Source organism: Pseudomonas sp. FBCC-B545, from assembly GCF_059134095.1.
In genome coordinates this window covers 2,194,338-2,208,448 of sequence record NZ_CP101441.1, presented here as the reverse complement: position 1 = coordinate 2,208,448, position 14,111 = coordinate 2,194,338, and the positions used below count along the sequence as shown (strand labels likewise).

The following is a 14,111-nucleotide window of genomic DNA, read 5'->3' as shown; positions in this document are numbered from 1 at the left end:
GGGGTTGTTTTTGTTTTCTTCGGCCATGGCTTCGCCCGCTTCGCAAATCGTCGATTTGCGAAGGGCTGGGTTTAATGCCGTGGCCTGGGGTGCAGCAGTACCTAAATCACACTGGCACGGAGGCGATAGCTGCCGTCCGCACGTTTCTCCAAGGGGCTGGCCGCGGCGAGTAGCCGACGGGTGTAAGGGTGTTGTGGGGCGTCGAAAATCGCGTCACGCGGGCCCATTTCGACCACCTCGCCCTGGTTCATCACCGCCACACGGTGGGCGATGCGTTCCACCGCTGAGAGATCGTGGGAAATGAACAGGCAGGCAAAGCCGTATTGGCGTTGCAAGCGCTCGAACAGTTCGAGGATCTGCTTCTGGATGGTCATGTCCAGCGCCGAAATCGGCTCGTCGGCAATCACCAGCTTGGGCCGGCGCACCAACGCCCGGCCAATCGCCACGCGCTGGCGCTGACCACCGGAGAGTTGATGGGCAAAACGCTCGCGAAACTGTTCGGGCAGGCCCACGTCGACCAGGGTGTCGGTGACCCGCTGGCGCTTTTGCGCAGCCGTCAGGGCGGGTTCATGGCGCAGCGGTTCGGCGAGGATCTGGCCGACAGTCATGCGCGGGTCGAGGGACGAATACGGGTCCTGGAAGATCATCTGGCATTGCAGGCGATGTGCCCGGTTGGCGGCTTTGAGGATATCCACGCCTTGGAACAGGATCGCCCCGGCACAGGGGTTGACCAAGCCGACGACCGCACGCCCGAGGGTGGTCTTGCCCGAACCGCTGCCACCAACCAGGGCCAGGGTCTCGCCCGGCGCGATACTCAGGCTCACCGAGTGCACCACGCGCTTGGGCACGCTGCGCCCCCAGAAGCTGCGCGGCCCCGGGTGTTCGATACACACATCCCGGACCTGCAACAACCCGCTGTCGGCCGCCGGCACTGGCACCAGTTCCCCGCGCCGTGGCAGCGCTTCGAGCAATTGCCGGGTGTATTCGGCCTTGGGCGCAAAGAGGATGTCTTCGATACGGCCCTGCTCTACCGCCTTGCCCGAGCGCATCACCACCACTTTGTGGGCATAACGCGCCACCAGGGACAGGTCGTGGCTGATAAACAGAATCGCGGTGCCCTGCTCGCGAGTCAGTTCCAGCATCAACTCGATCACATCCAGTTGCGCCAGGCAATCCAGGGCCGTGGTGGGTTCGTCGGCAATCAGCAGCGCCGGGCGCAGCAGCATCACCGAGGCCAGCATGATGCGTTGGCGCATGCCACCGGAGAATTGGTGCGGGTAGGACACCAGGCACTTTTCGGCGTCCTTGATGCCGATGCGTTGCAGCATGGCGATGCAGCGCTCACGGATCGTCGCCGCATCCAGCGTGGTATGCAGTTTGAGTGCCTCGCTCATCTGCCGGCCGATGCTCAGCGCGGGGTTGAGCGAGACCATCGGCTCCTGGAACACCATGCCGATCCGTGCGCCGCGCACTGCACGCATGGCCTTGGCATTGCTGCTGTCCAGAGCCTGGCCCTGAAAGATGATGCGCCCACCGCACACCTGCATCGGTGCTGGCAGCAAGCCAATGGCAGCGCGCGCGGCCATGGTCTTGCCGCTGCCCGACTCGCCCACCAGTGCGACGATCTCGCCGGGGGCCATGGTGAAGCTGAAGTCATCGACGGCCAGCGGACCGTCCACGCCGACGCGAATCTGTAGATTTTCAACGGCCAACAAAGGCGCGGGTACGCTCATGCTCATTTCCTCATGCGCGGGTCGAGACGATCACGCAAGGCATCGCCGAACAGATTGATAGCAAGCAACGTCAGGCTGATAAAGATGCCCGGGAAGATCCCCAGCCACGGCGCGTTCGAGATATAGGTGCGGCTCGCCGAGAGCATGCTGCCCCAGGTCGCGGCCGGTGGTGGCACGCCAAGGCCGAGGAAGCTCAGCGCGCTCTCCGAGAGCAACGCCCAGCCGAACATGCTGGTGGCCAGCACACACAACGGCGCGAGGCAGTTGGGCGTGATGTGGCGGAACATGGTGTACAGCTCGGAGTTGCCGATCACCCGCGACGCCTCGATAAACTCCAGCTCACGCAGTGACAGCACACTGCCGCGCACCACCCGCACCACCGAAGGCGTGTAGGCAATGCCCAGGGCGAGCACGATGCCGTACTGGCTGGCCCCGACAATCGCCATGATGCCCAGGGCCATGAGGATGCCGGGGAACGCGAGCAGCGCATCGTTGAGCATCATCAGGATGCGGTCGGTCCAGCCGCGCAGGTAACCGGCGAGCATGCCGATCAGCGTGCCGCAGACCACCGCCACACTCACCGACAGCAGGCTGATCCACAGGCTGGTGCGCGCACCGATGATCAAGCGGCTGAACACATCCCGGCCAAATTCATCGGTGCCCAGCCAGTGCACGGCATTCGGTGCGTGCAGGCGCGAGAGCAGGTCGAGCTTGAGCGGGTCGTATGGCGTCCACACCACGCCGAGCAAGGCCAACAACACCAGGGCTGCGAGCAAGCCGCCGCCAATCAGCGCATTCAGCGGCGGGTAGCGTCGGCGTCGACGCGGCGGGATCGCCGCAACGCCGGGCAAGGCAGGCGTCTTCAAGTTCATAGCTTCACCCTTGGATCGAACAGCGGATACAGCAGATCCACCAACAGGTTGACCAACACATAGATGCAGGTGATCAGCAACAGACAGCCCTGCAACACCGGGTAGTCGCGGGAGAAGATCGCGTCGACCATCAGCCGGCCGATACCGGGCAAGGTGAACACGGTTTCCAGCACCGCAATGCCGCCGAGCAGGTTGCCGAGGATCAGGCCGATCAGGGTCCAGGTCGGTGCGAAGGCATTGCGCAGGGCGTGTTTCCACAGCACCGCGCCCTCCGACAAGCCCTTGGCCCGGGCATGGGCGATATATTCCAGGCGCAACACTTCAATGGTGCTGGCCCGTGCCATTCGGGCGATGGCGCCGAACTCAACCAGGGTCAGGGTCACGATTGGCAGCACCACATAAGTCAGCGCTTTCATCGGGTCGCTGCCAAAGCCGACGTAGCCGATCACTGGCAGCCAGCCCAGCTGGATACCGAACACGTAGAGCAGCAACAAGCCCAACCAAAAGCTCGGAACCGACAGCAACAGCGTCGCCGTCATCACCAGACCCAGGTCCATCGCGCTGTTTTGCTTCCAGGCCGCGAGCAGACCCACCGGCACCGCCAGCAGGGTTGCCAACAGCACCGCCACCAGCACCACCGTGGCGCTGACGCTGAAGCGCTCCACCAGCAAATCCAAAACCGGCTGGCGGCTGCTGATGGACACCCCGAGGTCGCCACTGAGCACCGACTTTATCCAGATCAGGTACTGGGTCACCACCGAGTGGTCCAGCCCCAGGCTGCTGCGCATATCGGCCAGGCTTTGCGGGTCGGCCATGTCGCCGAGCATCAGCAAGGCCGGGTCGCCGGGGATCAGGCGGATCAAGGCAAACACAATCACCGAGATCAGCAACAGGGTCGGCACCGCCATGCCGAGCCTGTGTGAGATGAATCGAAACATAGCGCTACGCCTTACTTGGAAGTGTCGGCCAGCTTCACGCCCCACAGGCGCGGCTTGGCAACAGGCCAGGAACGATAACCCTCGACACGCTTACCCATGGCGCCGATGGCAGTGCCGTTGTAAATGACCACCATCGGTACATCCTTGAGCATCAGCGTGTGCAGTTGGTCGAACAGGGGCCGGCGCTTGGCGGGATCCACTTCGCGCTGGGCCTCACGCAGGATCGCCAGGGCCTCGGGGCTGTCCCAGACTTTGCGCGGTTCCTTGTCCTTGTCGCCGATCACCGACTCGTAGCTTTGCGCCGCATCGAAACGTCCCGAATAGGAGAACGACATCATCTGGTAGCTACCGGTCTGGTAACGCTCCAACTGTGTGCCCCACTCCAGGGTTTCCATCTCGATGTTCAGCCCTGCCGCCTGGGTCATGGCCTGGCTGAGCAAACCCATGTCGAACATCTGCGGGTAGCGTTTGTTGACCAGCATGCGGATTTTTTCACCGCGGTAGCCGGCCTCCTTCAACAGGCGCCGGGCCTCGTCGAGGTTGTAGGTATAACCCTGGTGCGCGGTGCTGTCGTAGTACGGACTCGCAGTGGGAATGATTGAGTTGTTGGCCACCGACAAGCCGTCGGACAACGCCGCGACCATCTGCGAGTAATCCAGGGATAACGCCACCGCACGGCGGATGCGCACATCCTTGAGCAACGGGTCGCGGGTCTGGAAAAGCAGGCCGCTGATGGTCATGATAGGGCTGACCTGGACCTGCAGATTCTTCACCTGCTTGAGTTGCGCAGCGTCCATCGCCGTGACATCCGGCAGCAGGTCCACGCCACCCGACAGCAACGCGGCCTTGGCCGAGGCGGAATCGGGGATCACTTCAAACCGCACCTTGTCGACAAACGCCTGCTTGTTGCCGGTGTAGCCGTCCGCCGTGGCCTCGGCCCGTGAGCTGTAGTCCTTGAAACGCTCCAGCTCGACGTACTGGCCCTTCTGCCATTTGCCCAGGGTGAACGGCCCGGTGCCAATAGGTGCGTGCCAACTGCCATCGGCAGCCAGGGAGTCCGGGTGCAGGATGCCGCCGCCGGCACAATCCGGGCGCGCCATGGCGGCGAGGAACAAGCCGTTGGCCTGGTCCAGGGTGAACACCACGGTGTTTGCGTCGGGGGCGGCGACATCGATAATCTTGGCCGCACCGCGCCCATCGAACTCCGCCAGGCAACGCCACTGGGTCTTGGGGTCGAGGTAACGCTGCCAAGTCCATTGCACGTCCTTGGCGGTCAGCAACTGGCCATTCTGGAAGTGCACGCCGTCGCGCAGGGTAAAGGTGTAGCGCAGGCCATCCGGCGACACGGCGACTGCACTGGCGAGCATCGGCGCGACGCTGGTGTCTTCGCGGTACGCCACAAGGCCTTCGACGATATGCATCATTACCGCATCGGTATTGTCATCACGGTTGACGCCCGGGTCGGTGCTGCGGATATCACCGTTGAGGCCAACGCTGATGACCTTGTCTTGGGCGACGGCCATGGAAAACGTGCACGCCGATAACGCGACGGCCAGTGCCGTCTTTACGTAATTGTTCACGGGAGAAAGACTCCTTGAAGAAATGTCCCGGTCGTTGGCGTGGGCCAAGGCAGGACCGGCATCAGAATGAGTGAATCCTTGGTTATTGTTATACGGTCTGTTCTGAGTGCAGCTTGCAGCGGTGAATCAGCCCAGGCTGCGCTTGTGGCGCAACACCTTGGCGAAAAAATCCTGGGCCGCCGGCATGGCCTTGATGCCCTGGTGCGCGACGTTGGGCAGCAGGTCAAAGTGCACCTGCACACCGGCGGCCTCGAAGCTGGCCTTCAAGGTAGCCAGACGTTCCGGTCGCGTACGCCCGGCAGCGTTGGCACCGGCCATGAAGTGCTTGCCGCCTTCACGGTGGGTAATTTCCCAGGTTTCGAGGTCTGAATCCCCCACCACCATATGCACGGGCAATCGCCGCAAAGCTGGCAGGTTCAACGGTTTGCCAAAGCGTGTGGCAAAGTCCCGCACGCCGACCCACCAGTCCTGATCGGCATCGAGCAGGGTCACCGAACCCGGTGCGCCGATGGACGCCGCCCAGAGTTTTTCGGGATGCAGGTAGCAGAAGCGATGGGTGAATTGCCCACCACCGGAATAGCCGAACAATGCAAAGGTATCGAAGCTGCGACCGTAGCGCTTGCCAACGCTGGCAATCATGTCGAGCAACACTTGGTCGTAACGGATATCGCCTTCGACCATCTGCTTGTAGCCATCACCATTGCCGTCGCCCAACACGCCGACCGGGAACAGCGGCGACAGGATCACACAATCGTTCCAGCGGCCAAATTCCGCGAAACCATTGCGATAAATCTCCATTGCGCGGGTCGAGCCGTGCAGCGAAACCACCAGGTCTACCGGCCGGGTGCGGTCCTCGATGCTTTCAGGCACGTAAAGGGTGTAGGCAAACCGGCTGTCCTCATAGTGGGAGTACACGGTGGTGGCGCCGAGGTGATACACGTTTTTTGCCGCACGTAATGCTGCGCTTTCAGGGCTGATATCTGGATTGCTCATTTGGAAAGTTCGCCGAGTCAGTTCGGACTTGAGTATTGGTCGAGCACTATAAAAAGAAAAACTAATTTAACTTTAACCAGAGTAAACAAAAGCTTTACTATGCCGACGTACCCATGAGCGCGGGTCTACCCATGAGCAACATTCGTTTCTTCAAGACGTTTATCGCCGTCGCCGAGTACGGCAGTTTTGCCGCCGCCGCCGACCGTGTGGCCCTCACCAACGCCGCCGTCGGCCAGCAAATGCGCGCCCTCGAAGAAGAGATGCGCCGGCCGCTGTTCGACCGTAGCCAGCGGCAGATCAAGCTGAGCCGCGATGGCGTGTTGTTGCTGCCCAAGGCCAAGCGCCTGTTGGCGGACTACGAGCAAATGATTGCAGAGGCGCCCGATGGCATGGCCATGGAAGGGGAAGTGTCCATCGGCGGCATTACCTCCGGCATGGGCCTGCTCGCCAATTGCCTGGTGCAACTGAAAAAGCTGCACCCGCGCATATCGGTCAACCTGATGACCGCCCGCTCCGACGAAGTGGTCAACCTGGTACACGCTGCCAAGCTCGACGCGGCATTGCTGATCGAGACCGCGCGGCAGAACTTCGATGGATTGAGCTGGACCCTACTCTACAACGAGCCCATCGTCATGCTCGCCAATACTGCGCAAACCGCAGGCATCAATGACGCTGTGGAACTGCTCAGGACCCAGCCGTTCATTCGCTATGACCGTTCCACCGCCGTGGGCCGCAAGGTGCAGTCGATCATCAAGAGTGAATCGGTCGAACCGCTGGAAATCCTCGAGCTGAACTCGATCATCGGCATCGCAGACCTGGTACGCCAGCAAGTCGGAGTTGCTATTGTGCCGCTGCTGAAAAATTTCGACTGGCACAAAGACCCAAGCCTGCGTGTACTGCCATTGCCGGGAGACTTGGCGGTGCGCCGAGTGGGGATCTTGGAGCAAGGCACCAAAAGTGCAATTACCGGGGAAATTCGCAAGCTGCTGATGTCGGCTGTGGCAACGTAATCATCCCCTTTTGCCTGTAGTACACAGCCCCTGAAATCGCAGACAAAGAAAAGCCCGCGATGGGGCACGGGCTAAGAGGTTTTCACCAGGAGCTGGAGTAACCATAAACACATAAATGTGAAGAGGGTGTGAAAGGTTGTACTCAGTACGCCACGACGATCGCTCGCGCCAACTGCATGTCAGACATTAGCGGCGAGTTATAGGTCGAGCGATAGTAGCGAGAAGCTTGCTCAAACTGCGCGCCGCGGATCTCACCATCAGAGCCTATGAATGCGAGCGCATCGTTCTTGGCTTTTTTCATCAACGAGGGACCATACATTGTGAATGCTGTTGTTCCGCCGAGGATCATGGTCGGAAACAGCGTCGTGACGGTCAGCGCCCGCTCTACTGGATTTTCGACATACCACGCCATTACGTCAGCACTGATCGACACCGTGATGATGGCTGCCAACGTCTTCCATAAATCCATGCTTCGATGCTTCCACTGCGATACGAGCGGGCAAGATAGCAAAATAGAGGGCTAGCGCAAGCGATGGGAGTGAGCAATGCGGGTGCACTGACCACTCCCCAATAAAGCTATAAAAATCACACTGACGGTTCGCTGCCAAGGCGCCAGGACGAACGCCCGGTCGCTGATGGACCCGACGTGATCGGCTTTCAACTTCAATCCGCACTCGCACCAAGGGTTACGCAATAGTCATGTATGCCTCCTGCCTTGGCCTGATTGGGTAATTTCAGCCAATCAATGACTTCTATGTCGAGGCCCCTTATGTCACTTACTCACACCGCCTGCGTCATCCTGTATTTCCTGTTGCTCGGCACTGTCTGGCCCAGCCACGCCAGAGACCTGGCTGAGGGACTTACTGAACAGTCACCTTCCGTGGCACTTGAAAATAAAAACCAACGGTATCCGCAGTGGACCGGCATCGGTTCACTGAAAAACGCCTTAGGCCAGACCTGCAATGCCGTTCTGCTCGACACGCGCAACCGCCAGGGTAAGGCCGTCGGCCCGGCTTATGTGCTGACCGCCGGGCATTGTGTGTTCTACAGCTACGGTACGGCGCGCGTGCGCCAGGCATTTACCGCAGAGGTGACCTTCAATTACTTTCATGACACGCCCGAACAGCGTGTCACCTACACAGTCAAGACAGCACATTGGAGCAGCATGGCGGGCACTGACCTGGCCGTGCTCGAACTGGATACATCACTGGGCGTGCTGGTGGCCGGCGCGATCATGCCACTCAAGCTGGCCTCCCAACGGCAGACGTCGGATCGAGAAGTGATTAACGTGGGAGCGCCGACCGGATTCCTGAAAAAAGGCCTGCGCATGAGTGCCTGCGTAGAGTCGACCCTCAACAGTTTTGCCGAACATCCCGGCGTGTTCCCCAGCGCCTTGCGCAACCGCTGCAACGGCCTGCGTCCAGGCAGCTCCGGCAGTCCGATGCTGGACCGTAACACCAATGAGATCACCAGCATCATCAGCAAAGTCGCGTCTGCCATTCAGAAGGACATTCTCAATAGCTGCCAGAACAACTCGGCGTGCGAAGCTGCCAAATTCAACTACAGCTACCCCGCCAACGACTTGTACTACTGCTTTGTAGACGGCGTTTTCCGTAACGACACCCCGACCTGCCAGCTCAAGGCCGTTGAAATCACGCTGGACGAACCGTGGAACCTGAAACCCTATGTGCATTTACAACGTGACGCCGCCGACAAAATTATTCGTCCGACCTGGAACCTGAGGTTTTCAATCCAGGAACCGTTCTACCGATTCAAAGCCGTGAATGACATCAGCGATTGCGCACGCACGCACGGTTACCAAGTGGCTGCCGCCTCTGATGAAGCCTACATCAATCAGCCCATCGGCCCAGAGCTGGGGCCGCATGTGCTGTGCATACTCGGGGTGCAAAAGGCCGAGCAGCCGCTGACCGAAGCGCTGCTGCGCAATGCGTTCACCCATTCGGTATTCCTGACCAACCCGGCACCGGCACCGCAGCTCAAGCACCGCTATCACGTCGCCTGGGAAACCCAGCACAACGGTTTCAGCCAGCATTACTACTACAGCGTGAACGCGGCGGTCAGCACCACATGTGGCGATATTGACGACGATCGCTACACCCTGGCCATGGACGGCATTTTCATTGACATAGCAGAGTTGCCGATCACGTTATGCAGCTATGCACGCAACAACGCTGGCCAACCGTCGGCCATTCGCACAGATGTGATCAGAGGAGCAACGGTTCGCTCGCAGCGTCATGCCAGGTGATGCGGCAATCTCTGATCTTGCTAACCAGGGTGACTACCATCCGGATTCGACCATGCACTCACTGTGGCACGCCCGCCCTGGCGATCAACTCACGCAGTCGGGAATCTTTAGGCTCAAACACATCGAGGAGCCCGATCGCCTTTAGAGCGGGTAAAGATTGAATAATCTCGCGCTCGGCTAGCAGTTGATCATCCATGCTCGCGTCCGAATCACTCCAAACCCGTACGTTTGCCAAAAAGGCGCCCACCGTCCCTTTACGTACGGTCACGCCTTCAAATGTTGCTTCGTTTGTGTCGTCGGCGAGAATGTCTTCGGCACGCATATCAGTCTCCGCAGCTGGGTTGCTTTAACTTCTCGGCCTTTTCGATAAGCCTCATGCCGACAATAGCGTAATTATTTTGCGCTGGCATTTAAATGCAAACCGAGCCCCGACAGCGACTTGTACGTCGATCTATCCAGCTTCTAACGCTGAAAAGCCAATGGCCTATTAGGCAAACCCGGCGCTTGGCCGGGTCCGTTGATCTAAATGCTCAGTTATCAGGATGCTCACTGGCTACTGAGTCGGCAGCGTCCACGTCCGACATATCTTCCTCGAGGGGTGCCTCATCGTCCGGTGGCAACGGGACATGCTCCTCATCGCGCTTTGGATCATGACCGGTCTCGTTGTCCGTGCCGCGCGTTACTGCCTGCTGTGAAATATTGCCTGGGGCGTTCTCGTTGATTTCCATGCTGTCTCTCCGCTGTAAAAGCACGACAAATACGCACTTAAACCATTGGACTTGGCCTGTAGCTGCGAGTGCCGGGCATTGGACGAACGGAGGATCGGAAGGCTGTGTTGGGGCGTAAGGGTGGTAGCTGCTTCGCTTAAGCACTCCTACAACCCATCCAGCGGTCATCTCCTAAGGAATTTGAAGGCAAGAAACGGATAGCGAGCCTGCGAGGGTGCCTGTCTTATGCGCAGACACAAACGACAGGAGCCACACATGACTTTTCGTATTTCCGGCCTTTCTCCAGAGCCGTTCAAGGCGCTTTTTGGGCTATCTGACCCCGAGCTGGACTCGCTTAATATCAAGCGCTACCGCGTGGACATCAGGCCAGGATTCCCTGATCGCATCGAAATGAAAGAAGCCGAGATAGGCCAGAACGTACTTTTGCTGAACCATCTTTGTCAGCCCGCCCACACGCCTTACCGTGCCTCACACGCTATATTCATACGTGAGGGTGCCAGTCAACAATACAGCGCCGTCGATCATGTGCCCGAATCCGTTAGAATTCGGCTCCTGTCACTGCGCGCTTACAGTGAGAGCGGAATGATGATTGATGCTGATGTGGTCGAAGGGGCAACTGTTGAGGAGGGAATAGCTAGGTTGTTCGCTAACCCGGAAGTCAGCTATATCCACGCTCATAACGCAAAACGAGGTTGCTACTCTTGCCGGATAGATCGCGCGTGAGTGTCCGTGTAGAGTAAGCGTCCGGTAATCCCACCTCTAGATCCTAGGCTGCACAGCGCTGCCCATTCAGCACTGACGCACCTGAATCAAAGCAACCAACTGAATACCTGAAAGCAGCTGCATTAAGCTGGCTTTCAATGTGAGTTATGGTCGAGCCAACCTGGGTCGGTCAACCAAATTCTGATTTACAACAGTCAACGTCTTGGATTTGTATAACGCGTATTCGCCGCGGCTCGACAACTTCATCAGCTCACTTGGGCATTGCTGTCAGCACCGATAAATCCCTGATAGCGAAAAAGACCGCCCCCCCACGCAGGCCAGTGACAATTCATCCCGTCTTATCGAAACGAGCTATGGAGAAAGCAGGGGCGATGTGCTGCAGCGACTCACCAAAAACCGCCTGGGACAGCCACTCTCCCAACCCCGTTGCAAATTTAAAACCGTGTCCCGAACAGGCAGACGCATAGAACACACCTGGCAGTTGCGCTGACTCCCCCAAAATAAACGACTCATCCGGGCTCATTGTGTAGACGCACTTTTTAGCGGCATAGGGTGTTGGATCCAGGGATGGAAAAAGCGCTGCCACACACTCGGCGATTTCCTGCCTTGCCGCAAGACTGACGGGCTCGAGCTGGGTATCCATATCCAGCTCCACTTGCTGACTGTTATGGAAGCCTATCTTGATTCCCGGCTCGGCCTCAGTGATCTGTGGGGTGCCATATAGCAAGCGTCCATCAGAGAGTTCATACAGGAAAGCAGGAAAGTTCTTAAAGGCATCTGCGCTGCCGGGCCGAGGATTGAACCAATAAATCGGCACGCTCTTGGGACGCAACAACCCCGCCAGATCGGGGATAAGACTATCTGTCAAGCGGCCGCCGGTCGCCAAAACAACCCGCTCCGTCTCAATGACTTCGCCATCGGACAATTGGATTAAAAGACTACCTTCGCTGCGATGTATTTCAAGAACGTCGCTACCAAAACGAATCTGGGCACCACTGCACACGGCAAGATTGAGCATGTGTAGCCTGCTGGCATCAGCTGCGATCGTGTAGGCACCGTCCTCGACGATACCTTCCATGTCTGGCAATACTCGAAACGCCGGAAACATTTGCGTGATCTGTTGCGCATTTAATTGCTGATGGTCAATCCCGCCTGCTCGCGCCGTCGCGGCACTCTTGGGTACCACGCCTGAACGCTGCGGCCCTATGAAAAGACCACCACTACGCAACAGCAATGGCTGATCGCTGGACCCGTCCAGTTCGTGCCAAAGATCATTGGCTTGGGAAAGCAAAGGGAGGTATTGCGTCCCTTCCCAATATGCTTGCCGGAAAATCCGGGAGCCACCATGGGATGACCCTAATCGGTTGATCGGCGCTCCAGCGTCGATGCCCAGGATGTTGGTCTCGCGAGTCGACAGACGCCACAACGTCGCGCTTCCGACAATGCCCAACCCAATGACGACAGCGCTATATTTTCGTGCCATTTTCTTCAACTCCGTTTGATCCAGAAAAGCGTTTCAATACAGGCTCAAGGATGGCCAGCATCATGCCGAATGTAATGGCCGCAAAAGCCAGCAACGTATACGTAGAAGCGGGTTGCCCGTAGATCTCGACCGCCACAATGAACTGGGTGAGCGGCAGGATGAACTGCAACAGCCCCATAACCGAGATGGGCAAACGCCCGGCAGCGAGCGAAAACAACGCCAGCGGAATGATCGACACTAGCCCGCAGCCAATCAGCAACGCCTGTTCGTACACGCCGAAGCTGACGGGCAAGGGGACGAACTCTCCGAATAGAAACAGCAGCGGGCACAACGCGCAGGTGAGCACCAGGGACTCCACGAACAACCCATTGAGCGGGCTTAATGACGTGAGCTTCTTCAGCCAGGTGTACAGCCCCCATGTCACGCCAATGACGACGTAGACTCTGGCATCCAGATCGCCGCTGCCGATGAACAGAAAAAGGACGCTCAAGCAAACGATGCCCAATGCCACCGCTTTAAGGTTGCTGAGCCGTTCCCGATACATCAGTAAACCCACTGCGATACTCAAAAAGGGCGCGATCAGGTAACCCAGCCCACTTTCAAGTACCCGACCGTGAATCGACGCCCAGATAAAGGTCCCCCAATTAACAGCCACCAGTACCGCCGCACTGCCATGAAGTAATATTTGACGTAGTTTCAGCCTGCGAAACAGTATGAACAGATCTCGCCTCACCCACAGGATAAGCGTGACGGTCGCCAGCGAAAGCACCACTCTGTAACCCACCAGAGCAATAGCATTCATGTCGTGGAATATCCGCCAATAAAGCGAAGACAGCCCTAAAAAGAGGTTGGACAGCCCGGCAGCGAACATCCCGCCCAGAAAAGGTAAACGTTTATTGCCCGTCGCCATCAATTGACCTTCTGCTGAATGTCAGCTCAAGGATTTCATAGGACCAAATGATTTCGCCCTGCTCGCTGAAGCGACAATAGGCCGTGCCCTGACGTTGCCAATCGACGATTTCCTCGTGGATCAATCCCTGAAGTTGCCGCCACTGTTGCGTGTACAACATCAGCGGAAATTCATGCCGCTCCAACAAGCACCAGTCAATGTGGTAATCGGCATCGTGTTTTTGACACAATGCCTGCATCACGGCCGGAATGCCCACCAGCGAGTTCAGACCAATGATAAGTTTTGCGCCAGATTTGAGAAATAAAGGCACTTCATCAAAGAAGCGCTTGAGCGTGCGATCACCATAAAACATCGCCTCAATGGCCAGCCCCTGGGCAGACTCCGAGTGTTGCAGTGCCTGTAGAAACTCTGCCGACGGGGTCTGCCAGCCTGGCGGGTTGAACAGAATCACATCAAAGGCGTCGGTGGTGGGGTCCATGCCATCAAACAGATCACTGAGGATAAACCGGACATCCTCAGTGCCAAGATTGGCGACCTCATTGATCTTCGCCACGTCGATAGCCTGGGCTGAAATGTCCGTGGCAGTGACCGACTTCATGCCCAGGCGGCGCAAAAGCAGCGAGTGCACTCCACTGCCCGTTCCTATATCGAGAAAGCGAGCATCGGCGTATTGCCTTCCGAAGCGCCTTGTCAATAATGAACCGAATGCTTTTCCGGCTGCGCTGACCTTGAACACTTCAGGGTGATCCAAAAGCGTGAGTGACTGACCCAAACCAAAATAGAGGGAATAACTGACATCCTCCTTCGGCTGAGGATCGATGTTCGGAGAGTCTGATTGCAAGTTTACCTGAGCACTCATCGGGCTATCCTTTTCT

14 protein-coding genes are annotated in these 14,111 nt (G+C 58.2%); 3 read left to right on the top strand and 11 right to left on the bottom strand.

Features of this window, described 5'->3' with window-relative positions; all coding sequences use genetic code 11:
- Positions 1 to 101 precede the first annotated feature (101 nt).
- The 5 genes from NMB39_RS10300 to NMB39_RS10280 all read right to left on the bottom strand — a co-directional run bounded on the left by NMB39_RS10300 (position 102) and on the right by NMB39_RS10280 (position 6,116).
- On the bottom strand, positions 102 to 1,733 hold the full coding sequence (locus NMB39_RS10300) for an ABC transporter ATP-binding protein (RefSeq protein WP_494339314.1): 1,632 nt from the start codon (positions 1,731 to 1,733) through the stop codon (positions 102 to 104).
- A gap of 2 nt (positions 1,734 to 1,735) precedes the next feature.
- Positions 1,736 to 2,605, bottom strand: coding sequence for an ABC transporter permease (locus tag NMB39_RS10295; protein ID WP_046068846.1), 870 nt, complete (start codon positions 2,603 to 2,605; stop codon positions 1,736 to 1,738).
- Complete coding sequence (locus tag NMB39_RS10290) at positions 2,602 to 3,543, bottom strand: ABC transporter permease (protein WP_059397217.1); 942 nt, start codon at positions 3,541 to 3,543, stop codon at positions 2,602 to 2,604. Before NMB39_RS10290 ends, NMB39_RS10295 begins: the two co-directional genes overlap by 4 nt.
- 11 nt (positions 3,544 to 3,554) lie before the next feature.
- Positions 3,555 to 5,123: an ABC transporter substrate-binding protein gene (locus tag NMB39_RS10285; RefSeq protein ID WP_494339315.1), complete on the bottom strand. Its 1,569-nt coding sequence runs from the start codon at positions 5,121 to 5,123 to the stop codon at positions 3,555 to 3,557.
- Positions 5,124 to 5,249: 126 nt separating this feature from the next.
- Positions 5,250 to 6,116 carry a hydrolase gene (locus NMB39_RS10280; protein WP_059397215.1) on the bottom strand — a complete coding sequence of 289 codons (867 nt, stop codon included), beginning with the start codon at positions 6,114 to 6,116 and terminating at the stop codon, positions 5,250 to 5,252.
- Between the two features lie 131 nt (positions 6,117 to 6,247).
- Between NMB39_RS10280 and NMB39_RS10275 the strand changes: the two genes are divergently transcribed.
- Positions 6,248 to 7,126: a LysR family transcriptional regulator gene (locus NMB39_RS10275; protein WP_043049434.1), complete on the top strand. Its 879-nt coding sequence runs from the start codon at positions 6,248 to 6,250 to the stop codon at positions 7,124 to 7,126.
- Positions 7,127 to 7,268: 142 nt separating this feature from the next.
- Here NMB39_RS10275 and NMB39_RS10270 read toward each other — a convergent pair whose 3' ends face one another.
- The gene (locus tag NMB39_RS10270; protein ID WP_043049594.1) at positions 7,269 to 7,595 is read right to left on the bottom strand and encodes a DUF2388 domain-containing protein; all 327 of its coding nucleotides are present in this window, start codon (positions 7,593 to 7,595) and stop codon (positions 7,269 to 7,271) included.
- 300 nt (positions 7,596 to 7,895) lie between these two features.
- Between NMB39_RS10270 and NMB39_RS10265 the strand changes: the two genes are divergently transcribed.
- A complete protein-coding gene (locus NMB39_RS10265; protein WP_057024997.1) occupies positions 7,896 to 9,392 on the top strand; it encodes a trypsin-like serine peptidase in 1,497 nt (498 codons plus the stop codon).
- Positions 9,393 to 9,450: 58 nt separating this feature from the next.
- Here NMB39_RS10265 and NMB39_RS10260 read toward each other — a convergent pair whose 3' ends face one another.
- Positions 9,451 to 9,714: a hypothetical protein gene (locus NMB39_RS10260; RefSeq protein ID WP_124401264.1), complete on the bottom strand. Its 264-nt coding sequence runs from the start codon at positions 9,712 to 9,714 to the stop codon at positions 9,451 to 9,453.
- Positions 9,715 to 9,922: 208 nt separating this feature from the next.
- A complete protein-coding gene (locus NMB39_RS10255) occupies positions 9,923 to 10,120 on the bottom strand; it encodes a hypothetical protein (RefSeq protein ID WP_057024679.1) in 198 nt (65 codons plus the stop codon).
- Positions 10,121 to 10,375: 255 nt separating this feature from the next.
- Between NMB39_RS10255 and NMB39_RS10250 the strand changes: the two genes are divergently transcribed.
- On the top strand, positions 10,376 to 10,843 hold the full coding sequence (locus tag NMB39_RS10250; RefSeq protein ID WP_494339316.1) for a DUF1203 domain-containing protein: 468 nt from the start codon (positions 10,376 to 10,378) through the stop codon (positions 10,841 to 10,843).
- Between the two features lie 328 nt (positions 10,844 to 11,171).
- Here NMB39_RS10250 and solA read toward each other — a convergent pair whose 3' ends face one another.
- From solA to NMB39_RS10235, 3 genes are read right to left on the bottom strand one after another with little or no spacing between them, the layout of a single operon-like run.
- Complete coding sequence (gene solA, locus NMB39_RS10245) at positions 11,172 to 12,326, bottom strand: N-methyl-L-tryptophan oxidase (protein ID WP_367236253.1); 1,155 nt, start codon at positions 12,324 to 12,326, stop codon at positions 11,172 to 11,174.
- Positions 12,310 to 13,236: an EamA family transporter gene (locus NMB39_RS10240; RefSeq protein WP_494339317.1), complete on the bottom strand. Its 927-nt coding sequence runs from the start codon at positions 13,234 to 13,236 to the stop codon at positions 12,310 to 12,312. The genes solA and NMB39_RS10240 overlap by 17 nt, the downstream gene beginning before the upstream one ends.
- Positions 13,220 to 14,095, bottom strand: a complete 876-nt coding sequence (locus tag NMB39_RS10235; RefSeq protein ID WP_367236255.1) for a methyltransferase — start codon at positions 14,093 to 14,095, stop codon at positions 13,220 to 13,222. The genes NMB39_RS10240 and NMB39_RS10235 overlap by 17 nt, the downstream gene beginning before the upstream one ends.
- Between the last annotated feature and the right edge of the window lie 16 nt (positions 14,096 to 14,111).

Excerpts from the sequence above, each read along its gene's own strand:
- NMB39_RS10300 (WP_494339314.1), bottom strand. The coding sequence starts at position 1,733 with ATGAGCGTACCCGCGCCTTTGTTGGCCGTTGAAAATCTACAGATTCGC.
- NMB39_RS10295 (WP_046068846.1), bottom strand. The coding sequence starts at position 2,605 with ATGAACTTGAAGACGCCTGCCTTGCCCGGCGTTGCGGCGATCCCGCCG.
- NMB39_RS10290 (WP_059397217.1), bottom strand. The coding sequence starts at position 3,543 with ATGTTTCGATTCATCTCACACAGGCTCGGCATGGCGGTGCCGACCCTG.
- NMB39_RS10280 (WP_059397215.1), bottom strand. The coding sequence starts at position 6,116 with ATGAGCAATCCAGATATCAGCCCTGAAAGCGCAGCATTACGTGCGGCA.
- NMB39_RS10275 (WP_043049434.1), top strand. The coding sequence starts at position 6,248 with ATGAGCAACATTCGTTTCTTCAAGACGTTTATCGCCGTCGCCGAGTAC.
- NMB39_RS10270 (WP_043049594.1), bottom strand. The coding sequence starts at position 7,595 with ATGGATTTATGGAAGACGTTGGCAGCCATCATCACGGTGTCGATCAGT.
- NMB39_RS10265 (WP_057024997.1), top strand. The coding sequence starts at position 7,896 with ATGTCACTTACTCACACCGCCTGCGTCATCCTGTATTTCCTGTTGCTC.
- NMB39_RS10260 (WP_124401264.1), bottom strand. The coding sequence starts at position 9,714 with ATGCGTGCCGAAGACATTCTCGCCGACGACACAAACGAAGCAACATTT.
- NMB39_RS10255 (WP_057024679.1), bottom strand. The coding sequence starts at position 10,120 with ATGGAAATCAACGAGAACGCCCCAGGCAATATTTCACAGCAGGCAGTA.
- NMB39_RS10250 (WP_494339316.1), top strand. The coding sequence starts at position 10,376 with ATGACTTTTCGTATTTCCGGCCTTTCTCCAGAGCCGTTCAAGGCGCTT.
- solA (WP_367236253.1), bottom strand. The coding sequence starts at position 12,326 with ATGGCACGAAAATATAGCGCTGTCGTCATTGGGTTGGGCATTGTCGGA.
- NMB39_RS10240 (WP_494339317.1), bottom strand. The coding sequence starts at position 13,236 with ATGGCGACGGGCAATAAACGTTTACCTTTTCTGGGCGGGATGTTCGCT.
- NMB39_RS10235 (WP_367236255.1), bottom strand. The coding sequence starts at position 14,095 with ATGAGTGCTCAGGTAAACTTGCAATCAGACTCTCCGAACATCGATCCT.